The sequence below is a fragment of the Microbispora sp. NPDC046973 genome (assembly GCF_040644495.1).
GTDB lineage: Bacteria > Actinomycetota > Actinomycetes > Streptosporangiales > Streptosporangiaceae > Microbispora.
The window spans coordinates 51,602-76,460 of sequence record NZ_JBEYWQ010000005.1; the positions used below are offsets into that span (position 1 = coordinate 51,602).

Genomic DNA, 24,859 nt, shown 5'->3' on the forward strand with positions numbered 1-24,859 from the left:
GTCGTGACCTCTCGGAGCGGAAGACGGGATTCGAACCCGCGACCCTCACCTTGGCAAGGTGATGCTCTACCACTGAGCCACTTCCGCGTCCGCCTTGCGGCGACGTGGCTACTGTACCGGGTTTTCGGCTGCGGTGTGTACTCAGAAAGGCCGGGCGCTCGGTTTGCGGAACGCGCGGTCGGCCCCCCGCTCGATCGCGGGCAGGGTCAGGAAGATCTCCAGGATCCGCGTGAACCGGTGCACCTCGTTGCGGTGGAAGTCCGGCCCCTCCGCCCTGGCCAGCATCAGCGACAGCGCCAGCGGCGGCAGCGGCGCGACGATCACGTGCAGGCCGGACGGCAGCGTGGAGGCCGTCGGCCGGGGCGGGGTCTCCTCGGGGAACGGGATGTCCTCGGGCGCCCGCCAGCTCGCGTACACGGTCACGCGCGGGTCCTTCTCGGTCGTGGCCGCCGCCCAGTCGGCGCTGAACAGCACCGGCATGGAGTCGATCAGCGTGCCGAGCGCGCGGTCGCCCGCCGTGGTGAGGAACTTCAGGATCTCCAGCTCGGGATAGGTGCCGGGCGCCTCCCTGGTGCCCCAGATGCCCTCGATCCTGATCTCGTCCACGCCTTCCAGGGCCCGTACGAGGTCCTCGCGGGGGACGGCGTCGGGCCAGTAGACGGTGAAGTCGTCGAGGGCGCGGCCGTCACCCCGGTCGAGCACCGTCACCTGCGTGATGTCGGCGCCCGCGGACCCGAGGATCCCGGTGACCTGGCTCAGCGAGCCCGGACGATCGGGCAAGGCGATTCTCAGCCGCAGCAGCATGACGACCTCCCCCACCGTTGGTCCAGGTCAGATTAACCGGGGCAAAAGCCTCGCGTCCATGATCTTGTACGGCTCACCGCCGGCAGCGGGGAGAATGAACGGGTGAAAGTCGGCGCGCTCGAGGTCTGGCCCCCGGTGGTGCTCGCTCCCATGGCGGGCATCACGAACATCGGTTTCCGCACGCTGTGCCGGGAGCAGGGCGGCGGCCTGTTCGTCTCCGAGATGATCACCTCGCGGGCGCTGGTCGAGCGGGTGCCGCTGACGTTCCAGATGATCCGGTTCGGCGCGGACGAGTCCCCCCGGAGCATCCAGTTGTACGGCGTCGATCCGGCCGTCATCGGCAAGGCCGCGCGGATGATCGCCGAGGAGGACCTGGCCGACCACATCGACCTGAACTTCGGCTGCCCGGTGCCCAAGGTCACCCGCAGGGGCGGCGGGTCGGCCCTGCCGTACAAGCGCAACCTGCTGCGCGCCATCCTGCGCGAGGCGGTGACCGGCGCCGGGCCGCTGCCGGTCACGATGAAGATGCGCATGGGCATCGACGAGGACCACCTGACCTACGTCGAGGCGGGACGCATCGCCGTGGAGGAGGGCCTCGCCGCCGTCGCCCTGCACGCCCGCACGGCCCGCCAGCACTACGGCGGCACCGCGCACTGGGACGCGATCAAGCGGCTGAAGGACGCGGTGCCGGAGATCCCGGTGCTCGGCAACGGCGACATCTGGAGCGCCGACGACGCGCTGCGCATGGTGGCGGAGACCGGCTGCGACGGAGTGGTGATCGGACGGGGCTGCCTGGGGCGGCCGTGGCTGTTCCGCGACCTCGACCTGGCCTTCCGGGGCTCGGCGGAGCGCGTCCGGCCCCGCCTGGGGGAGGTCGGCGCGATGATGCTGCGCCATGCCGAGCTGCTCTGCGAGGTCATCGGCAGCGAGCCGCACGGGCTCGCCGACTTCCGCAAGCACGTCGGCTGGTATCTCAAGGGCTTCGTCGTCGGAGCCGAGACCCGCCGCGCCCTCACGTCGGTCACCCGGCTGTCGGAGATGGCCGAGCGGGTGGCCGAGCTCGACGCGGACCAGCCCTGGCCGGACGAGGCCGACGGCCCGCGGGGCAAGAGCGGCGAGAGGTCGAAGGTGTCGCTGCCGCACGGCTGGCTCGACGACCCCGACGACATGACGATCCCCGGCGCCGGGGCCGAGGACCCCACCTCCGGCGGCTGAGCCGCGTTCCCGGCGCCCGCGCGTAGGCTCTGGGCATGACGAACGCGATCATCACGGCCCGCGGGGTCGGGCTGGACCTGGGCGGCGTGCCCGTGCTGCGCGGCGTCGATCTCACCGCCGCTCCGGGCGAGATCGTCGCCGTCATGGGGGAGAACGGCGTCGGGAAGTCGACGCTGCTGCGATGCCTGGCAGGTCTGCACTCCTCGCCGCGCGGTGAGATCGACGTCCTCGGCGGGCCGCCGGCGGACCTCCCCGACTTCTGGCGGCGGGTCGCGCAGGCCGGCGACGAGCCCGCCTGGTATCCGGGCCTGAGCGTCCGCGAACACCTGGAGCTGATGAGGGCCGTCCAGCAGTACGCCCGTCTGACGGTCGACGAGGCGCTGGAGACCTTCGAGCTCAGCGCCCGGGCCGATCTCGCCCCGTTGTCGCTGTCCACCGGCCAGCGGCAGCGGCTGTCGCTGGCCATGGCGCTGCTCCGGCCGAGCCGCCTGCTCCTGCTCGACGAGCCGGAGCGCGGCCTGGACGCCGGGTTCAGGCAGCGCCTGGCGGGGATCCTGCGGGGCTACGCCGCCGAGGGCGGCACGGTCGTGATGGCCACCCACGACGCGCGGCTGGCGCAGGAGGCGGGAGCCCGCGTGCTCACGCTGAGGGCGGCGTCGTGATCCCGGCGACCGCGCGGACGCATCCCGCCCTCGCCTACCTCCGCGCCCGCCGGGCGCGGCCGGCGACCTGGTCGGACCGCTACACCAGCGTCTTCGGCCTGCTCGTGGCCGCCGCGGTGCTCGGCCGCCCGGTCGCGGAGGCGCTCGCCGGGCTGGCCCGTCACGCCGATCCCGCGCGGCTCGGCCCCGGGCTCGCGCTGGTCGCGGTGGCCTACGCGGGCTTCCTCGCCCTGGCGCGGGCGGTCGGCCCCGTCGTGCTGCCCGCCGCCGACGCCGCGTGGCTGGTGACGTCGCCGCTGCCCCGCCGGGCCGTGCTCGGCCGTACGGCACTGCTCCTGCTGGCGGCGGCGGTGCTCGCCGGGGCGGCGCTCGGCCTGACCGCGCTGTCGGTGTTCGGAGCCCCCGATCAGCTCGGTGCGCGTCTCGCGGCGGCGCTGGTGCTCGGTGCCGCGGCGGGCGTGGGCGGAATGGCGACGGCGGTGCTCGGCCAGCAGTCCCCGGCGTCGGACGCCCGGCTGCACTTCCTGATCGCCGGGGCCCTTTCCGCGGCCGTGCTCGCGGCCGTCCTCGGCGCGGGCCCCGGCCGCAGGATCCTCGCCGCCGTCGCCGAGGCGCCGGCGTCCCTGGGCGCGGCGGTCGCGGGCGTCGCCTCCGTCGTGGCCGCCTTCCTCGTACGGCGGGCCTGGGCGGCGCTCGACCGCATCCCCGCCCGCAGGATCCTGGCCTCCTCGACCAGGACGGCGCGGGTGACCTCGGCGGCGACCATGCTCGATCCCGGGATGTTCACCTGGGCCGCGGAGGACGCCCACTGGCGCGGCCGTGCCCTGCGTTCCCGCCCCTGGCCCCGTCTCGTGTCACGGCTCGGCGCCGCGCCCGCGCTGGCGTGGCAGGAGTGGCTGCGGGTGGGCCGGCGGCCGGGCCGCCTGGTGGCGCTGCTCGGCGCGGCGGCCCTGCCCGCCGTCTGCGCGAATGCCACCGGAGGCGGGTTCGCGCCGGTCGCCGCGATGCTGGTGTGCGGGGCGCTGACCGCGGCCGCGATGTGCACCGGAGGGGTCCGGCGCGACGGCGGCGACCCGGCCCTGGCCCGGATGCTGGCCGTGGACGGCAGGGCCGCGACGGCCGCCCGGGCGGTGCTGCCCGCGCTGCTGGCCGCCTCCTGGTCGGCGCTCGCCCTCGCGGGCCTCCAGGCCGCCGGCACGCTGCCCGCGGGGGCCTGGTGGGCGCTCGGGCCGGCCGCCGCCCCCGCGCTCGCCGCGGGCGCGCTGCGGATGGCCAGGCGGCGGCCCGTCGACCACTCCATGCCGGTCATCGACACTCCGGGCGGCGCGGTGCCGACCGGACCGCTGATCTGGGCGGCGACCGGCGTGGACCTCGCGCTGCTCGGGTCCCTGCCCGCGCTCGCCGCGCTGGCGTCGCGGCCCGCCTCGGTGGCGCCGTACGTCGCGGCGCAGGCCGTCGCCGGGGCCGCGGTGCTCGCCGCCTACATCCTGCGGCCGAGCCGCGGGAACCGTCCATGAAAGCGGGGTTCGGGTCACCCCCGGGCCCGCCGTGCCGGCTGCCGGGCAGGCCGGACAGGCCGGGCAGCCGGGCGGCCCTGCCACGGGCCGGGGTCGCAGACGCAGCAGCGGTCGAAGCGGAACGGCCGGTCGCCCGACTCCTGCCAGATCCCGGCACTGTAGGGATCCGTGGACGCCGGGTTCACGAGCCTTGCGATCACGAGGGCCACCACCGCCGCGGCGCCTCGGCCGATGAGCGCGGACGCGGCGCTCTGCACGTGCGCGCCGGACACGAACAAGTCATCCACCAGCAGCACCCGCGCGCCCTTCACGTCGCCGAGCACGCGGAACGCGGCCGGGTGGGACGCCCGCGCGGCGAGCACCGGGGCGTACGCGTCGTCCGCCTGCAGCAGGAGGGGCCGATGGAGGCGGGCCCAGGCACCGACCTTGCCGATGACCTTGTCCATGGGATGGAACGCCTCGATGGGGCGCTCGGTGCGCGTGCTCGGGATCGAGGCCACCACGGTGAAGGGCCCGCCGGCCGGCCCCTGGAGGCAGCCGGCGTGTTCGCGGAAGAACCGGGTCGCGGTCGCGGCGAGGAAATCCAGTCGGTTGCGCCGGCCCGCGACGCCGAAGGGTTCTTTACCGCGGACCAGGACGTCGTACAACTGCGTGTCCTTGGCGGTCAGCGAGATCGGCACGACGTGCTCGGTGTGGCCGTTCAGGTTCCCGGTCGTGCGTCTGCAGCTGGCGCAGACGGGCCACGGCTCGCCGTCCCCGCGGTCGTTCGGCCCTGAATGACAGATTCGGCAGACACCCGGCCGTGTGGGCGGGACGGCACGGAACAGCGGCAGGAAATCGCGAGTGAACGCCTGGGCGTCACCCATGATCAGCAGGTGTTCGTTCGGGGGGCCATATCTACGAGATTCACCGCCTGCGCGCACAGGTCGTCAATGTCCTGAACGGCAGTCATGCCTCCCCGCGCGGCCACTCGCCGCGCCCACGGCTGTTCCTGGTGGAGCCGCTGGGACACGAACACATGCTTGCCGGTGTTCAGCGCCTCCTCGACGTGCCGGGAAGAAGGGCCGCCGTCGGCGCCGTCGACGACGTACAGGCAGTCGGCCAGTCCGCAGGTCACGACCCGCGCGCAGGTGGCGGCACTGCCGCCGGGGGCGGTGCCGGGCCAGCAGGAGGAGACGAGCGCGCCGCGCTCGGCTATCCGCTCGGCCACACTGGCGTACTCCTCGGCGGCGGCGGGGGCGTCGACGCCGCCCTCCGGGACGCCCACGGTGCGCCCACCGGCGGCCAGCGCCGCCCGGTGGACGGCGGCGTCCAGCGGGGTGCGCAGGGGCGCGACGACGATCAGTCCGGCCTCGGCCAGGGCCCGCGCCGCGTCGGCGGCGTGGCCGGCGTCGTGGTCGCCGATCACGGCGACGGCCCGATGGTCCCCGGCCCGCAACCCGCCGCGCACCCAGAGGAACGGGGGCCGGTCGTACGCCCAGAGCAGGTTGCCGGGGTAGGCCTCGTCGGCCACGGTGACGAGGTGGACGCCCTCGGCTCGCATGGCGGTGACCAGCTCGCGTCCCCAGGCGAGGTCGGCGGGCCGGACGCGGGCGGCGACGGCGGCCGCGTGCGCCCGGTCGTCCTCGTCCCGGCTCGCGCACCCGCCGTCGAGCAGCTTCAGCGCGCCGCCGGCGTCGAGGATGACGCGCGCGGTGTGGAACCAGGGCTCGTCGCGCGTGGCTCTGGTCAGGGCGAGGACGGCTGCCTGCTCGTGGATCGTGGTCATGTCATCACCAACTCGGACGTGCCTGCGGCGTGAACGTACGCCCCGGCACCGACATTCGCGGACGGGATCGTGGTGGTGCGGTGGCTATCGTGCCGGGACCGGGGGGACGGCACGTCCCGATTGCCGCGAACGGCTATGCGTTCCGGGCCTAGGGGCGGGACCCGGACGCCTCGGGTGGGGACAGCGCCGGTCCCGGACAGAGATCGGTCGGGGTCCGCGCCGTGCGCGGGCGAGGCTCGTCCTCTTGGCGACCGGCCGGTGAGAGCGGGGCTACGGCCTGTGACCGGACTGTGATCCGGATGATGACTCCGCGAAGTCAACTTCGGCGTACCTTGCGGTCAAGGGCTTGCCGCACCGCAAGGGAGACGCGTGACCGAAACCCGGCACGAGACGTCGGCGGAGAACCTCGTCGCCGAGTTCGACGCGGAGCGTCCCGCCCGGCGCCTGTCCGGCCGCCCGGCGGCACTCGTCACGATCGTCGCGCTGGCCCTGTCGCTCTACGCGCTCTACCAGACCTTCCGGCCGGGGGCGGTCCTGCCCTACCGGATGGCGTTCCTGGCCGTGGTGCTTCCGCTGGCCTTCGTCTGCTACAAGGGTCGGCGCGGGGGCCGGGACCGGCCCAGTGGTGATCGGATCGGCGCGCTCGACTGGGTGCTCGCGGCGCTGTCCCTGGCCGTCTGCGTGTATCCGCTCGTCGTCTTCGACGACCTCATCCGCCGGGCGTACGCGCCGACGCCGCTCGACGTGGCGGCGGGCGCGCTGCTCACGCTGCTGCTCCTGGAGGCGTGCCGGCGGACCGTGGGCTGGATCCTGCCCGTCGTGTGCGCGGTCTTCGTCGCGTACGCCTACTACGGCGGCTACCTGCCCGCCGACTGGGCGCTGGGCCACCGGGGCTACGACCTGGACCGGATCGTGGCGGCGTTCACGATGGGCACCGAGGGCGTGTACGGCGTGCCCCTCGACGTGGCCGCGACCTACATCATCCTGTTCACGATCTACGGCGCGGTGCTCGACCACTCGGGGGCGGGGCGGTTCTTCGTCGACGTCTCCTTCGCCGCGTTCCGCCGCTCGCGCTCCGCGCCGGGGCGGACCGTCACGCTCGCGGGATTCCTGCTCGGCACGGTGAGCGGTTCCGGCGTGGCGACCACGGTGAGCGTGGGCAGCGTGGCCTGGCCGATCCTGCGCCGGGCCGGCTATCCGCGCGAGCAGGCCGGGGGAGTGCTGGCGGCGGCCGGCATCGGCGCGATCCTGTCGCCCCCCACGCTGGGCGCGGCGGCGTTCATCATCGCCGAATACCTGAGGGTGAGCTACCTGACCGTGCTCGTCTACGCCACGATCCCGACCGTCCTGTACTACCTGGGCGTCTTCCTCGCGATCGAGACGGACGCCCGCAGGTACGGCACGCGGGCCGTGCCCGTGGAGACCGGCGGTCCCTGGCCGTTGATCAGGCGCTTCGGCTACCACTTCAGCTCACTGTTCGTGATCATCATCCTGATGGCCCTCGGCCAGTCGCCGTTCCGCGCGGTCGTGTACGCCTCGCTGCTGGCCTTCGCGCTGTCGTTCCTCGACCGCACTCCCGGCGGCGAGAACCGGCTGACCCCGCGCCGTGCCGTACGAGCCCTCGCGGCGGGCGCCACCGGCGTGCTGCCGGTCGCGGTCACCTGCGCGGCGGCGGGCACGATCGTCGGCGTGGTGACGCTCACCGGGCTCGGGCTCAAGGCCGGCTCGCTGATCGTCGGCCTGTCCGGGGGGAACCTCGCGGCCACCGCCCTGGCCTGCGCGCTGGCCGTGCTGCTGCTCGGGCTGGCCGTGCCGGTCACGGCGTCCTTCGTCATCGCCGCCGTGATCATCGGTCCCGCGCTGCTGAACCTCGGCGTCACCCCGGCCGAGGCGTACATGTTCATCTTCTACTACGCGGTGCTGTCCGAGGTGAGCCCGCCGACGGCGCTGTCGGCCTTCGCCGCCTCGGCGATCACGGGCGGCAACGCGCACCGCACGATGTGGGCCACGTGGAAGTACACGCTCCCGGCGTTCCTCGTGCCGTTCGCGTTCGTGCTCACGCCGTCCGGCGCGGCCCTGCTGGCCCAGGGCCCGATCGGCGGGATCCTGCTCGCCGCGGCCGTGTCCGCGCTGGCCGTGGCCGTCCTCGCGGCGGCCACCGGCGGCTGGATCGCCGGGCCCGCCGGCCCGATCGAGCGGGGCCTGTGCGCGCTGGCGGCGGTCCTGCTGCTCGTCCTGTCGCCCTGGCCCGTGCTGGCCGGGCTGGGCGTCGCGGCCCTGGCGCTCGCCGTCCACTTCGTCCGCAGACACAGGGAGGCGCATCCGTGAGGTTGAGGCTCGTGACGGCGCTGGCCGTCACCACGGCACTGCTGGCCGGCGGTTGCGGGGGCGACCGCTCGGCCGCCGGGGGCGGCGCGGGCGGCGGAACCCGCCTGTCGATCGCCACCGGCAACACCACCGGCGTCTACTACGTGCTGGGCGGCGGGATCGCCGAGCTGATCGACAAGCACCTGCCGGGCCACCGCGCGACGGCGGAGGCGACCGGCGCCTCGGTGGAGAACATCCAGCGGGTGGTCAGGGGGCAGTCGGACATCGCCTTCACGCTCGCGGACACGGCCGCCGACGCGGTCAAGGGCACCGGCGCCTTCACCGCTCCGCAGCCGATCCGCGCGCTCGCCCGGCTCTACGGCAACTACACGCACGTGATCGCGCGGGCCGACGCCGGGATCACCTCCGTCGCCGGCCTGCGCGGCAAGCGCGTGTCCACGGGCTCGCCGAACTCGGGCACGGAGGTGATCGCGCTGCGGCTGCTCGCCGCCGCCGGGCTCGATCCCGGCAAGGACGTCAAGCGGCAGGCGCTGTCGCTGCCCGAGACCGTGCAGGGGCTCAAGGACGGCACCCTCGACGCGCTGGTGTGGTCGGGCGGGCTGCCCACCTCGGGCATCACCGACCTGGTGACGAGCATGGGCGACGAGGTGACCTTCGTGCCGCTGAACGACGTGCTGCCCGCCATGCGCGCCGCCCACGGTCCCGTCTACGCGGACGGCGTGATCCCCAAGGCGGCGTACGGCACGCCGTCCGACGTGCCGACCATCGTCGTGCCGAACCTCCTCGTGGTGAACGCGGGGATGGACGCGAAGCTCGCGGAGGACCTGACCCGGCTGATCTTCGACCACAAGGCCGAGCTGGAGAAGGTGCACGCGTCGGCCAAGGAGATCACCCTCGCCGACGCGCCGAAGACCGACCCCGTGCCGCTCCACGAGGGCGCCAGGAAGTTCTACGGCTGACCGCGGACGGCGCTCGCCGGTCCGCGCTTCTCATCTCGCGTGACGACGTCTTGAACCTGACATCGATGTCAACTTCTACCATCGCGGCGTGATGAACAGGCCGTCAAGGAAGGAAGCATCGATGAGCGACCTGACAGGCAAGGTGGCGCTGGTGACCGGCGGCAGCCGCGGGATCGGCGCGGCGATATCGAAACGGCTGGCTCAGGCGGGGGCGGCGGTCGCGCTGACCTACGTCGAGGCCGCGGACCGAGCACGTGAGGTCGCCGAGCAGATCGAGGCCCATGGGGGCAGGGCCGCGGTCATCCAGGCGGACCTGGCCCAGCCGCAGGCGGCGGCGGAGGCGGTGGAGCAGACGGTTCGAGAGCTGGGCCGCATCGACATCCTGGTGAACAACGCGGGCTTCCTCGCCTACGGCCCGCTGGCGGAGGTGTCCCCCGCGGACCTGGACCGGGCGCTCGCCGTGGACGTCCGGTCGGTGTTCCTGGCCGCCCAGGCCGCCGCCCGCCACATGGGCGACGGCGGACGGATCATCAGCATCGGGTCGTGCTTCAACGGGCGCGTTCCCGGTTCGAACTTCGTCCTGCAGGCGACGGCCAAGTCCGCGCTCGTCGGGCTGACGAAGGGGCTTGCCCGGGAGCTGGGACCGCTCGGCATCACCGCCACCATCGTGGACCCGGGCCCGATCGACACCGACATGAACCCGGCCGACGGCGAGACCTCCGAGTTCCAGCGCTCCCTCACGGCCCTGGGGCGGTACGGCGAGGCCGAGGACATCGCCGCCGCCGTGGCCTACCTGGCGGGCCCCGGCGGCGGCTACGTCACCGGCACCGCCCTCGCCGTCGACGGCGGGTACACCATCTGACGCCGGAGCCGCCCCGGGTCACCTGGAGTGTGACCGCGACGACCCCGGGGACGGCGACGGCCGCCGTAACACCCGCGCGGTGCCGGCTTCCCGGCGTCGTGCGGAGGCTGGGATCGGCTTCCTCGACTAGAGGCGGGTGAGGCCGGTGACGTGGAGGACGGCGTGGCCCTCCTCGTCGGAGGCGGCCAGGTCCACCTCGGCGCCGATGCCCCAGTCGTGGTTGCCGGCCGGGTCGTCGATGATCTGACGCACCCGCCACAGCTCCTTCTCCTCCTCGATGAGCAGGAGGGCGGGACCGCGGGCGGCCGGGCCGGTGAGGATCTCGTCGTGCTCCTCGTAGTAGGCGTCCAGGCCAGCGCTCCAGTCGACGTCCGGGTAGAGCTCGACCAGCTCCTCCTCGCGGTCGAGCGCGGCGAGCTCCACCATCCGGAACATCGCGTTGCGGACCAGCACCCGGAAGGCGCGGGCGTTGGCGGTGACCGGGCGGGCCTTGGTCTCCAGCTCCTGCCCGGCCTCCAGCGCCTCGGCGGGGTTGGCCAGCTTCTCCCACTCGTCGATCAGGCTGGAGTCGACCTGGCGCACCAGCTCGCCGAGCCATTCGATGAGGTCCACCAGGTCGTCGGTCTTCAGGTGCTCGGGCACCGTCTTCGACAGCGTCCGGTAGGCGTCGGCCAGGTAGCGCAGCACCGTGCCCTCCGAGCGGGCCAGCTCGTAGAACTGGATGTACTCGGTGAAGGTCATGGCCCGCTCGTACATGTCGCGCACGATCGACTTGGGGCTGACGACGTGGTCGCCGACCCACGGGTGCCCGCGCCGGTAGGTCTCGTACGCGCCGAAGAGCAGGTCGGCCAGCGGCATCGGATGGGTGATCTCGGCGAGGCGCTCCATCCGCTCCTCGTACTCGATGCCGTCGGCCTTCATCTGGGCGACCGCCTCGGCCCTGGCCTTGTTGAGCTGGGCGTGCAGGATCTGGCGGGGGTCGTCCAGCGTCGACTCGACGATCGAGACCATGTCCAGCGCGTACGTCGGGGAGCCGCGGTCGAGCAGCTCGAAGGACGCGAGCGCGAAGGTGGACAGCGCCTGGTTGAGCGCGAAGTCCTCCTGCAGGTCCACGGTGAGCCGGGCCATCCGGCCGTGCTCGTCGGGCTCGGCGAGCTTCTCCACGATGCCGCCGGCCAGCAGCGAGCGGTAGATCGCGATGGCGTGGCTGATGTGGCGGCGCTGCGCCTTGCGGTCCTCGTGGTTGTCGGTGAGCAGCCGCTTCATCGCCTGGAAGCAGTCGCCCGGCCGGTTGATGATGGACAGCAGCATGGCGTTGCTGACCTTGAACCGGGAGGTCAGCGGCTCGGGCTCGGCCGTCTGGAGCTTCTCGAACGTCTCCTCGCTCCAGCCGACGAACCCCTCCGGGGGCTTCTTGCGCGCGTAGCCGCGGCGCCGCTTGGGGTCGTCGCCGATCTTCGCCAGCGCACGCTCGTTCTCGATCACGTGGTCGGGCGCCTGGCAGACGACGTATCCGACGGTGTCGAAGCCGGCCCGGCCGGCCCGCCCGGCGATCTGGTGGAACTCCCGCGCCCGCAGCCGCCGCACCTTGGTGCCGTCGAACTTCGACAGCGCGGTGAACAGCACGGTGCGGATCGGGACGTTGACCCCCACGCCGAGCGTGTCGGTGCCGCAGATGACCTTCAGCAGGCCCGCCTGGGCCAGCCGCTCCACCAGGCGGCGGTACTTCGGCAGCATGCCCGCGTGGTGCACGCCGATGCCGTGCCGTACGAGCCGGGACAGGGCCCGGCCGAAGCGGGTGGTGAAGCGGAAGTTGCCGATGAGGGTGGCGATGGCCTCCTTCTCGGCCTTGGAGCACATGTTGATGCTCATGAGCGCCTGGGCGCGCTCCATCGCCGCGGCCTGCGTGAAGTGCACTACGTACACCGGGGCCTGCTGGGTGGACAGCAGTTCCTCCAGCGTCTCGTGCAGGGGAGTGGTGCGGTAGGAGTAGATGAGCGGCACCGGGCGCTCGGCGTGCTTGACCACGCTGGTGGGGCGGCCGGTGCGCCGGGTGAGGTCGGTCTGGAAGCGCTCGACGTCGCCGAGCGTGGCCGACATCAGCACGAACTGCGCCTGCGGCAGCTCCAGCAGCGGCACCTGCCAGGCCCAGCCCCGGTCGGGCTCGGCGTAGAAGTGGAACTCGTCCATGATCACGGTGCCGACGTCGGCGTCCGCGCCGTCGCGCAGCGCGATCTGGGCGAGGATCTCGGCGGTGCAGCAGATGACGGGCGCGTCGGCGTTCACGGTGGCGTCGCCGGTCATCATGCCGACGTTCTCGGTGCCGAACAGCGCGCACAGGTCGAAGAACTTCTCCGACACCAGCGCCTTGATGGGCGCGGTGTAGAAGCTGATCTCGTCCCGCGCCAGCGCCGCGAAGTGCGCTCCTGCGGCGATCAGGCTCTTGCCCGAGCCCGTGGGCGTGGACACGATCACGTTGTTGCCGGAGACGACCTCGATCAGCGCCTCCTCCTGCGCGGGGTAGAGCGTGAGCCCCCGATCGGCGTTCCACGACGCGAACGCGTCGAACAGCGCATCCGGGTCGGAGTCGGACGGAAGACGGCGGAGGAGGCTCATGCTTTCGCTCACGCTTCTTATCCTGCCCAAGACGCATGACTGTTTCGACCGGCCCGACGTACGGCAAGCTGTGGCACAGCTACGTCAAAGGGGCGTGGCGCTGCGCGAAGCCGCAGGTCAAACCCAGAAACTAGCGGTATGGGGGAGAAGTGGGCCGGGCTCGCCGCGCGCCGGGAGGCGGCGGCCGACGTGCTGCTCGCCGTCGCCGTCCTCGCCTTCACGGTGCCGGCGGTGATGTTCGGCCGCTCTTTCCCGGCCCTGCCGTTCCTCGCCGTGCCGTGGTGGGTGCAGGTCGCCGCGGCGGGCGCGGCCGCCGCGTCGATGCTGGCGCGGCGCCGTACGGCCGGGCCGATGATCGCGGCGACCGTCGCCTGCGCCCTGCTCGCGGGCCAGACCATGCCCCTCATGCTGGCGGCGTACTCGATGACGGCACAGAACAGCGTGCGCCGCTGGCCGTGGGTGACCGCCGTGCTCGCGGGGGTCTACGCGCTGGCCGACTACACGAGCCCCTACACCGACCGGCTGCCCGTCGTCGTGACGGTGCGGGCGGTCACGCTGATCTTCCTGCCCGCTTTGGTGGGCACCTGGGTCTGGCGCTACCGCGCGATGATCCGGGAACTGCGGGCGGGCGTGCGGGCGCGGGAGGAGCGCGCCGCCGCGCAGGAGCGCCGCCGCATCGCCGGTGAGCTGCACGACACCGTGACACACGCGGTCACCGTGATGGTCCTCAACGCCGGCCTCATCCAGGACGCCGACGAGCTCGACGAGATCCGGAAGCTGGCCAGGAACATCGAGGACAAGGGCGTGCGGGCGCTGACCGAGCTGCGCGAGCTGCTCACGGCGCTGCGGCGCAGGGACCTGCCGCCCTCGGCGGAGGGCGTCGAGGGGATCCCGCGCCTGGTCGAGGAGTGCAGGGCCACCGGCCTGCGGGTCGCCCTGCACTACGACGTGCCGGAGGAGACGCTGTCGCGGCAGGCCGGCCACGCCTGCTACCGCGTCGTCCAGGAGGGCCTCAACAACGTGCGCAAACACGCGCCGGGGGCCGACGTGCAGGTGGTCTGCGAGGCCCACGGCGGCGTGCTGAACGTGTCGGTGGTCAACAGCGGCAAGAGCCGGGCCGTGCCGGTCCGGGTGCCGGCCGACGCGGGGGGCGGCTACGGGCTGCCCGGCCTGCGCGAGCGCGTCGCCCTGGTGGGCGGCCGGCTCACGTACGGGGCGACCGCCGAGGGCGGGTTCGCGCTCACCGCCAGCATCCCCTTCCACCCGCCCGACCAGCCCGAGCCCTGATCCGTGCGGGTGCCCCGATCGACGCGGGCACGGGGCGGCCGCGCACGGGCATCGAGGCCTACAGGCCGAGGTCCTCGATCTCCTTGAGCAGGGCGGACCGGGAGCCGGGCGGGGCGGCCTCGCCGGGCGCCGCGCTCCCGGTCGTGCCCTTGGCCCGCCGGTCGCGGAAGAGGTAACCGCCGAGGATGCCGCCCGCGAAGCCGAAGACGTGGGCCTGCCAGCCGATGCCCTCGGCCGGCAGCAGGCCGGCGAACTGGTAGGCGAAGCACAGGCCCATGACCAGGCCGATGACGATGTCGATCAGATGCCGGTCGAAGGCTCCGCGTACGAGCACGTACCCGAAGTAGCCGAACACCAGCCCGCTCGCGCCCGCGCCGACCGTGGAGGAGTCGGCGGTGAACCACGATCCGAGCCCGCTGGCGATGGCGATCAGCCCGGTCACGCCGAGGAAGCGCCGTACGCCCCGGTAGGCCGCGAGGAACCCGAAGATGAACAGCGGCCCGGAGTTGCCCTCGATGTGCGCCCAGCTCCAGTGGAGGAGCGGCGCGGAGACGATCCCGGGCAGCCGCTCGACGTCCCAGGGCCTGATGCCGTAGCTGTAGCTGAGCGAGTAGCCCGAGGCCCAGTTGGCGACCTGCACGACCCAGATCAGCGCCAGGAAGCCGACCATGACCCAGAAGGCCTTACGGGCCTCGGCGAGCATGATTTCGGCGGTGCGGCCGTCGCCCACGGAACCTCCCCCGTCACTGAGGATCACGCCGGAAAGATACCGCCGACGGCCGCACGAGTCACTGCGTTCGTCGGGGCCGGCGGGCAGCGCATCCACCTGCACGCCGCCGACGAGGTGCCGCGTGCGGGCGACGGGGCGAGCCGGGGGCCGGGTGGCTCCTGACCGCCGCGGCCCGGCGCGCCCCCCGTGTGCCTACACGCGTTCGATGACGACGATCGGGATCTCCCGGTCGGTCTTGGTGGCGTACTCGTCGTACGCGGGCCAGGTGGCGGCCATCGTCCGCCACATGTCCGGTCGTTCCTCCTCGGTCGCCGTACGGGCGCGCGCCGTGAACCTGTCCCCCTTGATCTGGAACTCCACCTCGGGCTCGGCCTGGAGGTTGAGGTACCACAGAGGGTGCTCGTCGGCCCCGCCCTTGGATGCGACCACCAGGTAGGCGTCGCCGTACGGCTGGTAGATCAGCGGGGTGCTGCGGGGCTGTCCCGACTTGCGGCCCTTGGTGGTGAGGATGGCCACCGTGGTGCCCTGCCAGTCGTGGCCCTCCTCGCCGTCGGTCTCGATGTAGCGCTTGACGTGTTCCTGTCCGAAAAGCATGGTCGATCACCTTCCCATCAGAGGGGGATCAACCACCGGAGCCGTCGGCCAATTCCAGGGCGACCTGCAGTCCCGCCGCGGCCCGCTCCGCCTCGGTCGTCGACTCGTCGCGGATGAAGAACCAGGCCGCGTGCATCGCGAACAGCGCCATCGAGCGCTTGAGCTTGACCGGCAGCGGGTCGTCCGGGTCGTACAGCGCCTGCATCAGCTCGCCCATGCGCTCGCGCATGAGGTCCACCTTGGCGTGGCCCTGCAGCGCCGTCTTGTTGCGGTCCATGAAGTGCATGACCTCGTGGGCGCGCCCCTTGGTCATCAGCGCCCCGTAGCGCCGGATCAGCTCGGCCCGGGTCTCCGCCGTGCGGGGACGCCGGCCCGCCCACGCGATCAGCTCGTCCAGCGCCTCGATGCGGTCCTCTATCAGGCTGGCGACGATGTCCTCTTTGGTACGGAAGTGGTAGTAAAGTGCCGCCTTGGTCACGCCGAGGGCCTCGGCGATCTCCCGGAGCGACGTCGCCTCGTACCCCTGCTCCGTGAAGAGCGTGATCGCGACCTCCTGGATGCGGCTGCGCGTATCGGTTTGAGCACCCATGTCCTGCTGGTCCCTAATTAACTTGACGGCCGGCAAGTAAGGACAATACCGTGCCTCGCGCACTAGCCTGTCGGCAAGTAAGTAAATTCCTCAAAGGGGGCACCCATGACGACGGAGACCGCGGCCGCGCCCGGCCGGTCCCGGGAAGTGATGATCGTCTTACCCGGTCTCATGCTGGCGATGATGCTGGCGATGCTGGACAACATGATCGTCGGCACCGCGATGCCGAGGATCGTCGGGGAGCTCCAGGGCCTGGACTACTTCACCTGGGTCACCACCGCGTACGTGCTGGGCACCACGGTCTCCACGCCGATCTGGGGCAAGCTCGGCGACCTGTACGGCCGCAAGAACATCTTCCTGAGCTCGATCGCCATCTTCCTGGCCGGCTCGGCGCTGTGCGGCATGGCCGGTTCGTCGCTGTTCGGCGGCACGGGCGACGGCATGATCGAGCTGATCGCCTTCCGCGCGCTGCAGGGCCTCGGCGCCGGCGGGCTCATCGTCGGGGTCATGTCGATCATCGGGGACCTGGTCCCGCCGCGTGAGCGTGGTCAGTACCAGGGAATCATGGCCGCGATCATGTCGCTCGCCATGATCGCGGGGCCTCTCGTCGGCGGTTTCATCACCGACAACCTGAACTGGCGCTGGGCCTTCTACGTGAACCTCCCGCTCGGCGGCGTGGCGCTGATCTGGCTGATCCTCAAGCTGCACCTGCCCAGGCACCGCACCGAGCACCGCATCGACTGGCTCGGCGCGGCCATCCTCACCGTGGCCATCACCGCGATCGTGCTGATCACCTCGTGGGGCGGCCAGGAGCACGGATACCCCTGGGGCTCCTGGCAGATCCTGGGGCTGGCCGCGCTGGCGGTCGTCGCGATCATCGCGTTCGTCCCGGTCGAGCGGCGGGCGGCCGAGCCGATCCTGCCGCTGCACGTGTTCGCCAACCGCAACTTCACGCTGATCAACCTGCTCGGCTTCCTGCTCGGCTTCGCGATGTTCGGCGCGATCACCTTCCTGCCGATCTTCCAGCAGATCGTCCAGGGCTCCTCGGCCACCAACTCCGGGCTGCTCCTGCTGCCGATGATGGCCTCGTCCATGGTCGTGTCGCTGTTCGTCGGCAGGGCGATCACCAAGACCGGCAGGTACAAGAGCTTCCCGGTGATCGGCGGCGTGGTCATGGCCATCGGCGTGTGGCTGCTGTCGACGCAGGACGTCCACACCCCGTCCTGGCGGACCGGCGTCTACATCGCCGTCCTCGGCCTCGGCATGGGCTTCCTGATGCAGACGACCATGCTGATCGCGCAGAACAGCGTCGAGCAGAAGGACATCGGCGTGGCCAGCAGCGCCTCGACGTTCTTCCGCTCCATCGGCGGTTCGTTCGGCATCTCGCTGTTCGGCGCGATCTTCAACAGCCGCCTCGCCGACGAGATCGCCGCCAAGTTCGGCGCGCAGGGGTCCGCCCTGGCGTCCGGCGGCCCCCAGGTCGACCCGAAGTTGCTGCAGCAGATGCCGCCGCAGGTCAAGGCGGGGTTCCTGGAGGCGCTCGCCAACGCCATCGGCTCGGTCTTCCTGTGGGCGGTCGTGTTCGCCGCGCTGGTTCCGGTGATCGCCGCCTTCATCAAGCACGTCCCGCTGCGCAGCGGCGCTCCCGGCGCCGCCGGCGGCGAGAAGGCGGAGCCGGTGGCCGCCGCCTTCGAGTGACCTGATCCGGAGCCGGTACGGCGCACGCCCCCGCGCGGGCGTGCGCCGTACCGCGTTTCGCGGGGTGGTCAGGCGGGCCGCTCGGCCCGGTCTGCCGACCAGTCGGTGTGGAAGGAGCCCTCCCGGTCGACCCTGCGGTAGGTGTGCGCGCCGAAGAAGTCGCGCAGTCCCTGCAGCAGCGCCGCCGGCAGCCGGTCGCGGCGCAGTCCGTCGTAGTAGGCGAGCGCCGAGGAGAAGCCCGGCGTGGGCACCCCGATCGTCGCCGCCGTCGCCACGACCCGCCGCCACGACTCCTGGGCCTCGTCCAGGGCCTGGGCGAACGTCGGGTCCACCAGCAGCGTCGGCAGGTTCGGGTCCGCGTCGTACGCCGCCCGGATCCGGTCGAGGAAGCGCGCCCTGATGATGCAGCCGCCGCGCCAGATCGTGGCCATCGCGCCCAGGTTCAGGTTCCAGCCGTACTCCGCGCTCGCGGCGGCCATCTGGTCGAACCCCTGGGCGTACGCCACGATCTTCGAGGCGTACAGCGCCCGCCGCACGTCCTCGACGAGGCCGGAGTCGCCGGCCGTGCCCGAGGGACCGGTGAGCGAGCGGGCGGCGGCCCGCTGCTCCGGGTGGCCCGACAGCGCCCGGGCGAACACCGCCTCGGCGATGCCCGTGACCGGGACGCCGAGGTCGAGGGCGCTCTGCACGGTCCAGCGGCCGGTGCCCTTCTGCTCGGCCTGGTCCTGCACCACGTCCACGAACGGCTTGCCCGTGGCGGGGTCGGTGTGGCCGAGCACCTCGGCGGTGATCTCGATGAGGTACGACTCCAGGTCGCCCCGGTTCCACTCGCGGAAGACGTCGGACAGCTCCTTCGGGTTCAGCCCGAGGGCCTGCCTGAGCAGGTCGTACGACTCCGCGATGAGCTGCATGTCGGCATACTCGATGCCGTTGTGCACCATCTTGACGAAGTGGCCGGCGCCGTCGGGGCCCACGTGCACGCAGCACGGCACCCCGTCGACCTTCGCCGCGATGTCCTCGAGCAGGGGGCCGAGCGTCTTGTACGCCTCGGCGTCGCCGCCGGGCATGATGCTCGGGCCGTTGAGCGCGCCCTCCTCGCCGCCCGAGATGCCGGTGCCGACGAAGTGGATGCCCCGCTCGCGCAGCGCGGCCTCCCTCCGGCGGGTGTCCATGTAGTGGGCGTTGCCGCCGTCGATGATCATGTCGCCCGGCTCCATGACGGCGGCGAGCTCCTCGATCACGGCGTCGGTGGGCGCCCCGGCCTTGACCATGATGATCGCCTTGCGGGGCCGTTCGAGGGAGGCCACGAACTCCTCGATCGTGCCCGCCGGCAGGAACGCGCCCTCGTCGCGGTGCTCCTCCATGAAACGGGTCGTACGGCTTTCCGTGCGGTTGTGCACCGCGACCACGTGACCGTGGTGGGCGAAGTTCCGGGCGAGGTTGCGACCCATGGTCGCAAGGCCCGTCACTCCGATGTCTGCCTTGTCCATGTCTACAGTCATACCGTTCCCCGGTGAGGGCGACCGGCCTCGGGTGGGCGTGTCCCGCTGCCGGTCGCGGTGAGCTGCATCGATCAGTAGCCGATCAGTAGCCGTGGCCGGACGGGTGGGAGTGCGACGGCGCCGGTCTGAGCGAGGTCGTGGGCGACGGTGTGGGCGACGGTGTGGGCGTCGGAGCGGGCGAGGCGGTGCCCGTGGCCGTCGCCGGGCGGATCAGGCCGAGCAGGCCGTGCCGTGCGCCCGAGACGCCGGCCGAGAACCAGACCGCGTCGGTGCCGCCGTTGCCCGCCGTGCCGGGTTCGAGGTCCCACAGCCCCTCGACGGCGATCGCCCTGCCGTCCGCCCCGCGCAGCGGGCCGAGGTAGCGACCGGTCCTCGGGTTGTACGCGTTGATCCATCCGTCGCCGAAGTTGCCCACCAGCAGCGCGCCGGCGTACGCGCCGAACCCGGCGGGGGCGAGCGTCATCGCCCACGGCGCGTTCAGCGGCCCGCGGGAGGCGAGGCGCCGCACGAAGCGGCCGCTCGCGGTGAACCGGCTGACGAACCCCTTGCCCCGGCCCGCCACCGGCCTGCCGGTCTCGGGGTCTCGCGCGGCGTACGCGACGAGGACCGAGGTCCCGGCGATCTCGACGTTGAAGGGCGAATAGCCCGCCGGCAGGAAGGGGTCGCGGAACTGGCGGCGCGACAGCCGCACCCGCCGGAAGTCGTCGTCGAAGACGTGGACGGCGCCGTGGGAGAAGGACGGCGCGAGCAGGAACGTGCCCCGGTCGGTGTTCATCAGCGCCAGGCCCTTGTAGTCGGCGCCGCGGGTGAACGCGGCGATGACCGCGTTGCGCGGATCGGCCGTGGCGCTCCAGGCGGTGATGGCGCCGCTCGGGCTGGAGAAGATGAACGAGGCGGGCGCGGTGCCGGCCTTCCCCTTGACCGTGAAGGCGTCGCCCGTGTACGCCACCTGGCCGGTCGGGGTGCCGCCGGGGATCGCCACCGTGGTGGGGGCCTTCCTGGCAGTCCCCGCGCCTCCGCTGTAGACGGTCGCCGTGCCCGTCCCCGCGTTGGACACCCAGAGGGCGGCGCCCATCGCGAGGCCCCAGGGGTTGACCAGTTTGGGGTCGGTGAGGGCCGCCCGGCCCGCCACGTCGGAGACCAGGTCGACCTCGGCGAAGCGGGCGGGCGTGCGCGCCGTGCTCGCCGGGCGGTTCGCGGCCGGGTGGACCCGGGGGCCGGAGCCCTGCCAGGAGCGGGAGGCGTGGGGGGACGAGGCGGGATGGGCCGGTGCGGCGCCGACGAGCGCCAGCGCGAGCGGCGCGGCGCAGAGCGTGACGATACGTGCCCGCATGGGGCCTCCTGAGAGTGGTCAGACTGTGTCGGCATGCCCTTACGCCCGGAGATACGCCGCCGTTCCGTTCCGGGTTCACCCGACTTTTCCGCAGGTAGGGGGCGCGCGTAGTGGTAGGTCTGCCCTATCCTGACAAAACCCGCAAAGCAAGCGGGTTTTGTATAGACATGGTCGTCCGATGGCGAGGACACTTGGCCTCCCGCCGGACCGCTGGTAATTCACTACAGCCAAGAAGGGCCGGCGCGAGCCGGCCCCGCCCACCGTCGTCGCTCACTACGGAGAAGAGACGTGTTCGCACCGAAGCCGGAACGGTCAGTCGTCGCGGTTCCTCCGCCCGGAGAAGGGCCCGGATACTGGGCGGGCGCGCCCAGTGCAGTGAGCCGGGACGGATGGATCTACCTGGCCTACCGGCTGCGCCGGCCGCTCGGTGACGGGCGCGGATACGCCGTGGAGATCGCCCGCTCGGCCGACGGCGAGCGGTTCGAGAAGATCCTCACGATCACGAAAGAGGAGATGAAGACCGAGTCGCTGGAGCGCCCGACGCTGGTGGTGACGCCGGAGGGCAGGTGGCGCCTGTACCTGAGTTGCGCCACGTACGGCACCAAGCACTGGCGGGTCGAGATGATCGAGGCCGCCGGGCCGGCGGAGTTCGACCCCGCCGACGCGCGGGTGGTGCTGCCCGGCGACCTCAAGACCGGCGTCAAGGACCCCGTGATTCTCCACCAGGGCGGCGTGTGGCACCTGTGGGCGTCCTGCCACCCCCTGGAGGACCCCGACGAGGCCGACCAGATGGTGACCGACTACGCCACCAGCGCCGACGGCGTCGAGTGGACCTGGCAGGGGACCGCGCTCGACCGGAGGCCGGGCGAGTGGGACTCGCGCGGCGTGCGGGTGAGCGCGGTCACGTTCAGCGGCGGGACCGTCATCGCGTACTACGACGGCCGCGCGTCGGCGGAGGAGAACTACGAGGAGCGCACGGGCGTGGCCATCGGCCCCGACCCGTCGACGCTCACCGCCACCGGAACCGCCCCCGTCGCCCAGTCGGAGCACGGCGGGGGAGGGCTGCGCTACCTGTCGATCGTGCCCGTGGCGGGGGGCCACCGCCTCTACTACGAGCTGACCCGCGCCGACGGGGGCCACGAGCTGCGCACCGAGCTGCGCTGACCGCCCGGAGGGCGGTTCTCGCCGCCGGGGCGGGCAACGCTGTGCACGTCCGTCCTGGCGGAGCAGGAGCCGCATGGTGTGCGTGGCGACGGGCGGGGCCCGAGCGGGGGTTCACGCTCCGATGGGATCGCCTCCCGGCGGGCCGTCCACGCCCGGCGGCGCGGCCGGGCCGGAGGAACTCCTGACGCGGCCGTTGCGGGCCTGCCGCTGGCCCGACGGCCGGGCTCCGACCAGGCCGCCCGACCGCTCCCGGGGGCGTAGCCAGTCGCCGAAGTCATCGCCCGAGGAGTCGCCCAAGGAGTCGCGGCCGAGCAGGTCGCGCAGCAGCGCGATGTCGGCGGCGAAGTAGGCGAGCAGCTCCTGGCGCTGCTCCCAGGTGAGCGGCCGCCGGGGCTGCCCCTCGCGCTGCAGCACCCGCTCCAGCGGCGCGGTGAGCCGCTGGCCCAGCACCGGATCGCCGAGCCGGGCGAGCCGGGCCAGGATCCGGTGCCTGCGGCTGTGCCGCGGATGGGCCGTGACGTTCTCCCTGGGCACCTCGCCGACCAGCCCCTGCTCCACTCCCAAGAACGCGCAGATGCGGTCGAGCGTGGCGGCGGGGCGGTCCACCAGGTCGCGGTAGCGGAAGACCAGCACCTGCTCGCGGGGGAACAGCGTGAACAGGTGGGCGAGCTGCTCGCCGTACCGGCCGAGGCCGACGTAGTGCCAGAACGGCGACCAGCCGTCGGAGATCCGCCGCTTCTCCGCCGCGCACGCCTCGATGACGTCGCCGATCGGCTCCAGGCCGGCCGACCACAGGTGGGTCCAGTTCGAATGGGCGCGCTCCACGGGGTCGCGCAGCGAGACGATGAGTTTCGCGTCCGGGATGGTCTTCCGGATCCGCCGCTGGGCCGCGCGGTCGTACAGATAGAAGGGGGTGGACTCGCCGCGTAACGCCCCAGGCGGCGCGTCCGCGAACAGCGCCTCGTAGTCGGCGCGCCGCCACACGTGCTCACGATAGGTCTCCGCGTCCCCCGGCCCGCCCTTCGCCGGAGGCGGGCCGTCGGTGAGAAAGAACTTCGGCTCTTTGACGGGAGACATGAACAGCCGGGGATGGCGGGCCAGCGCCGCGTGCAGGGCCGTGGTGCCGGCCTTCGGCACCCCGATGACCAGGAAGTCGGGCAGGGCCATGGGAGTCCTCCTACTTTCCCGATTTATTAAGTTGGTTTTGCCCCTTCCTTGCCTACAGAATCACCCGACGTCGCTGTAGTACCACCGAAACGCACAGAGATGCCGTATCGCGGTCGATATCTCGCGTGCCCGGCAGGGTCGCCCGCGGCCGCACGGCCGGGAGGCGCCGGGTCGCCGGGAGGACAGGGTCAGCCGGAGGTCGCGCCGGCCGCGCCGCGCGTCGCCACCGCCGGCCGCACCCACGCGGCCGTCCGGTGGCGGGCGAGCGCGGCGGATCGCCGGTCGCCGTCGGACCAGACCTCGAACCACACCTCGTTGCGGCCGGCCTCGCGGACCAGTCCCCACCGGTCGGCCAGCAAGTCCAGCAGCGGCAGGCCGCGGCCGCCCTGGCTCGAGCCGTTGGGAAGCGGATGACCGGCGCACGGCGGCCCGGCCGAGCCGTCGTCCTCAACGCAGACCCGCACGCGGTCGGGCAGGCACGAGACGGTGACGGTGAAGGTGCCGCCGTCGCCCGAACGGGAGTGGACGACCGCGTTCGTCGCGATCTCGCTGGTCAGCAGCACGCAGTCGTCGTGCCGGGGGTGACCGCGCCCGAGCGCGGCCGACACGAGCCTGCGCGCCCGCCTCACCTGGTCCCGTCCACCCGCGAGCCGGGCCACGCGGTTTCCCGCGCCGTCCCCCGAGATCTCCATGCGCTCCTCCCAACGCGTGACGGTGTGGCCGCCGCAGGAGAGGACGTCCGCCCCCACGCCCGCGATGTCACGGGAAAGTAGGAGTGTCCTTGCCCCGCTATGCCGGGAAAGTGACCCCGCAAGGGCCGCAGGGGCTCGGCCAGGCGGCCTGACCGTGTGCACGGCGACGACGGCCCCCGGGGCCATGGTGGCGCCGTGGAGGGCGTCTCAGCGGCTGTAGTCCAGGAACAACGTGCCGTTCTTGCCCCGTTCGACCTCGATCAGCGTCCAGGACTGGACGCCGTCGCCCTCGAACACCCGCCTGCCGTGGCCGACCACCGCCGGTGCGACCACCAGCCGTAGTTCGTCGACGAGCCCGGCCCGCAGCAGTGAGCGGGCCAGTTCGATGCTGCCGTGGACGCCGATGTCGCCGCCGGGTCCCTGCTTCAGAGCGGTGACGTAGTCGTACACCGGGGTGGTGACCAGGGTGGAGTTCGCCCATTCCCGCGTGGGCGCGCTGGAGGTGACGACGTGCTTGCGGGTGCCGTTGACGAAGCCGGCGAACGGCTGGAAGTCCGAGGTGGGCCAGTACCCGGCCCAGTAGTCGTAGGTCCCGCGTCCCAGCAGGACGTCGTCCTGGGTGGCGATGACCCGGCCGAGGTAGGCGACCAGCTGGGGGCCGTCGTCGGCGAGCCAGTCGCCGTCTTCGTAGGCGACGCCGTCGAGCGACATCAGGTGGTAGAGCACGACCTTGCGCATGGTGTTCTCCTCATGGTCGACGGAATGGCTGATCGCGTCCGCATCGGTCCTCCTCGTCGAGAGCTCCTGCGGTGGGGCAAGTCGTCGCGGGATCCATGGTGTGGCCTGGTCGCGGGCCCTGCGATAGATTCGGCGGCAGCCGAACCGAGGAGTCCCTGGCGGCATGCTCACCGTGGCGTTCTCCGCCTACGACCTGACCTCGATCAGGTTCGCGTACTCCCCGCTCAGGGAGGTCTCCACCGGCATCCACGCGCTGCACACTCCCGCCGGGCGCGTCCCGCATCTGCCGCGGTTCAAAAAGGTGCGCCCCCGGCTCGGCGATGACCTGGCCCCCCTGCTCGACCTCGTCCCCGGCGGCCCGTACATCCCGGACTTCCTGTGCCCCGTCCCCGCCAGCCCGCCCCCGGACCTGGCAGGCCCGGCCGTCGGCGCCGTACTGTTCCAGGCCGGCGTGCTGTGGTGGGCCTGCGCCGCCACAGGCGTCCTGTGCGCGGTGTTCGCCTTCGCCCTGATGCCGGCCGTCGCGCGCCGCGAACAGGCCACAGCCCGGCCGGTGTCGTGAGCGCCGCCGCGCACCGAGTTTGCCCTACAAAAAGTGAATTGTCGGGATGAGTGGCGTCGCGGTAGCTTCGCG

22 protein-coding genes and 1 tRNA gene are annotated in these 24,859 nt (G+C 72.4%); 10 read left to right on the forward strand and 13 right to left on the reverse strand.

What is annotated here, in order from left to right; translation table 11 throughout:
* Nucleotides 1-15: 15 nt before the first annotated feature.
* A tRNA-Gly gene (locus tag ABZ860_RS12555) sits at nt 16-87 on the reverse strand.
* Nucleotides 88-141: 54 nt separating this feature from the next.
* The gene (locus tag ABZ860_RS12560; protein ID WP_357218948.1) at nt 142-804 is read right to left on the reverse strand and encodes an ACT domain-containing protein; all 663 of its coding nucleotides are present in this window, start codon (nt 802-804) and stop codon (nt 142-144) included.
* 102 nt (nt 805-906) lie between these two features.
* On the opposite strand from ABZ860_RS12560, the gene dusB reads away from it, so the two are divergent.
* The 3 genes from dusB to ABZ860_RS12575 are packed head-to-tail and all read left to right on the forward strand — an operon-like array spanning nt 907 to nt 4,198.
* On the forward strand, nt 907-2,019 hold the full coding sequence (dusB, locus tag ABZ860_RS12565) for a tRNA dihydrouridine synthase DusB (RefSeq protein ID WP_357218951.1): 1,113 nt from the start codon (nt 907-909) through the stop codon (nt 2,017-2,019).
* Between the two features lie 35 nt (nt 2,020-2,054).
* Nucleotides 2,055-2,681: a heme ABC exporter ATP-binding protein CcmA gene (ccmA, locus tag ABZ860_RS12570; protein ID WP_357218954.1), complete on the forward strand. Its 627-nt coding sequence runs from the start codon at nt 2,055-2,057 to the stop codon at nt 2,679-2,681.
* On the forward strand, nt 2,678-4,198 hold the full coding sequence (locus ABZ860_RS12575; protein ID WP_357218956.1) for a DUF6297 family protein: 1,521 nt from the start codon (nt 2,678-2,680) through the stop codon (nt 4,196-4,198). Before ccmA ends, ABZ860_RS12575 begins: the two co-directional genes overlap by 4 nt.
* A gap of 14 nt (nt 4,199-4,212) precedes the next feature.
* On the opposite strand, the gene ABZ860_RS12580 is transcribed toward ABZ860_RS12575, so the two are convergent.
* Both ABZ860_RS12580 and ABZ860_RS12585 read right to left on the reverse strand, forming a co-directional pair.
* Nucleotides 4,213-4,878: a hypothetical protein gene (locus ABZ860_RS12580; RefSeq protein WP_357218959.1), complete on the reverse strand. Its 666-nt coding sequence runs from the start codon at nt 4,876-4,878 to the stop codon at nt 4,213-4,215.
* Between the two features lie 188 nt (nt 4,879-5,066).
* Complete coding sequence (locus ABZ860_RS12585; RefSeq protein WP_357218962.1) at nt 5,067-5,966, reverse strand: DNA-processing protein DprA; 900 nt, start codon at nt 5,964-5,966, stop codon at nt 5,067-5,069.
* A gap of 369 nt (nt 5,967-6,335) precedes the next feature.
* On the opposite strand from ABZ860_RS12585, the gene ABZ860_RS12590 reads away from it, so the two are divergent.
* The 3 genes from ABZ860_RS12590 to ABZ860_RS12600 all read left to right on the forward strand — a co-directional run bounded on the left by ABZ860_RS12590 (nt 6,336) and on the right by ABZ860_RS12600 (nt 10,115).
* Entirely contained in the window at nt 6,336-8,294 is a 1,959-nt protein-coding gene (locus ABZ860_RS12590; RefSeq protein WP_357218965.1) for a TRAP transporter fused permease subunit, read from the forward strand.
* Entirely contained in the window at nt 8,291-9,253 is a 963-nt protein-coding gene (locus ABZ860_RS12595) for a TAXI family TRAP transporter solute-binding subunit (protein WP_357218973.1), read from the forward strand. Before ABZ860_RS12590 ends, ABZ860_RS12595 begins: the two co-directional genes overlap by 4 nt.
* Nucleotides 9,254-9,374: 121 nt before the next feature.
* Entirely contained in the window at nt 9,375-10,115 is a 741-nt protein-coding gene (locus tag ABZ860_RS12600) for a 3-oxoacyl-ACP reductase family protein (RefSeq protein ID WP_357218976.1), read from the forward strand.
* Between the two features lie 126 nt (nt 10,116-10,241).
* On the opposite strand, the gene ABZ860_RS12605 is transcribed toward ABZ860_RS12600, so the two are convergent.
* A complete protein-coding gene (locus ABZ860_RS12605; RefSeq protein ID WP_357219659.1) occupies nt 10,242-12,731 on the reverse strand; it encodes a DUF3516 domain-containing protein in 2,490 nt (829 codons plus the stop codon).
* 138 nt (nt 12,732-12,869) lie between these two features.
* Between ABZ860_RS12605 and ABZ860_RS12610 the strand changes: the two genes are divergently transcribed.
* Nucleotides 12,870-14,018, forward strand: coding sequence for a histidine kinase (locus ABZ860_RS12610; protein ID WP_357218979.1), 1,149 nt, complete (start codon nt 12,870-12,872; stop codon nt 14,016-14,018).
* 58 nt (nt 14,019-14,076) lie between these two features.
* Here ABZ860_RS12610 and ABZ860_RS12615 read toward each other — a convergent pair whose 3' ends face one another.
* The 3 genes from ABZ860_RS12615 to ABZ860_RS12625 all read right to left on the reverse strand — a co-directional run bounded on the left by ABZ860_RS12615 (nt 14,077) and on the right by ABZ860_RS12625 (nt 15,931).
* Entirely contained in the window at nt 14,077-14,775 is a 699-nt protein-coding gene (locus tag ABZ860_RS12615) for a rhomboid family intramembrane serine protease (RefSeq protein ID WP_357218982.1), read from the reverse strand.
* A gap of 165 nt (nt 14,776-14,940) precedes the next feature.
* Nucleotides 14,941-15,342 (reverse strand): nitroreductase family deazaflavin-dependent oxidoreductase, encoded by a 402-nt coding sequence (locus ABZ860_RS12620; RefSeq protein WP_357218985.1) that lies wholly within the window; start codon nt 15,340-15,342, stop codon nt 14,941-14,943.
* A 28-nt stretch (nt 15,343-15,370) separates the two neighbouring features.
* A complete protein-coding gene (locus ABZ860_RS12625; RefSeq protein ID WP_357218988.1) occupies nt 15,371-15,931 on the reverse strand; it encodes a helix-turn-helix domain-containing protein in 561 nt (186 codons plus the stop codon).
* Between the two features lie 105 nt (nt 15,932-16,036).
* Here ABZ860_RS12625 and ABZ860_RS12630 point away from each other — a divergent pair, with 105 nt between their 5' ends.
* On the forward strand, nt 16,037-17,629 hold the full coding sequence (locus ABZ860_RS12630; protein ID WP_357218991.1) for an MDR family MFS transporter: 1,593 nt from the start codon (nt 16,037-16,039) through the stop codon (nt 17,627-17,629).
* Between the two features lie 68 nt (nt 17,630-17,697).
* On the opposite strand, the gene gndA is transcribed toward ABZ860_RS12630, so the two are convergent.
* Complete coding sequence (gndA, locus tag ABZ860_RS12635; protein ID WP_357218994.1) at nt 17,698-19,119, reverse strand: NADP-dependent phosphogluconate dehydrogenase; 1,422 nt, start codon at nt 19,117-19,119, stop codon at nt 17,698-17,700.
* 94 nt (nt 19,120-19,213) lie between these two features.
* Nucleotides 19,214-20,464, reverse strand: coding sequence for a TIGR03118 family protein (locus tag ABZ860_RS12640; RefSeq protein WP_357218997.1), 1,251 nt, complete (start codon nt 20,462-20,464; stop codon nt 19,214-19,216).
* A 375-nt stretch (nt 20,465-20,839) separates the two neighbouring features.
* Between ABZ860_RS12640 and ABZ860_RS12645 the strand changes: the two genes are divergently transcribed.
* Nucleotides 20,840-21,628, forward strand: coding sequence for a hypothetical protein (locus tag ABZ860_RS12645; protein ID WP_357219000.1), 789 nt, complete (start codon nt 20,840-20,842; stop codon nt 21,626-21,628).
* A 111-nt stretch (nt 21,629-21,739) separates the two neighbouring features.
* Here the strand turns inward: ABZ860_RS12645 and ABZ860_RS12650 are convergent, their stop codons facing one another.
* From ABZ860_RS12650 to ABZ860_RS12660, 3 genes are all read right to left on the reverse strand, one after another.
* Nucleotides 21,740-22,795, reverse strand: coding sequence for a sulfotransferase (locus tag ABZ860_RS12650; protein ID WP_357219003.1), 1,056 nt, complete (start codon nt 22,793-22,795; stop codon nt 21,740-21,742).
* Between the two features lie 188 nt (nt 22,796-22,983).
* Entirely contained in the window at nt 22,984-23,544 is a 561-nt protein-coding gene (locus ABZ860_RS12655; RefSeq protein WP_357219006.1) for an ATP-binding protein, read from the reverse strand.
* A gap of 150 nt (nt 23,545-23,694) precedes the next feature.
* The gene (locus ABZ860_RS12660) at nt 23,695-24,225 is read right to left on the reverse strand and encodes a dihydrofolate reductase family protein (protein ID WP_357219009.1); all 531 of its coding nucleotides are present in this window, start codon (nt 24,223-24,225) and stop codon (nt 23,695-23,697) included.
* A gap of 163 nt (nt 24,226-24,388) precedes the next feature.
* Here ABZ860_RS12660 and ABZ860_RS12665 point away from each other — a divergent pair, with 163 nt between their 5' ends.
* Entirely contained in the window at nt 24,389-24,787 is a 399-nt protein-coding gene (locus ABZ860_RS12665) for a hypothetical protein (RefSeq protein ID WP_357219012.1), read from the forward strand.
* The last annotated feature ends 72 nt before the right edge of the window (nt 24,788-24,859 follow it).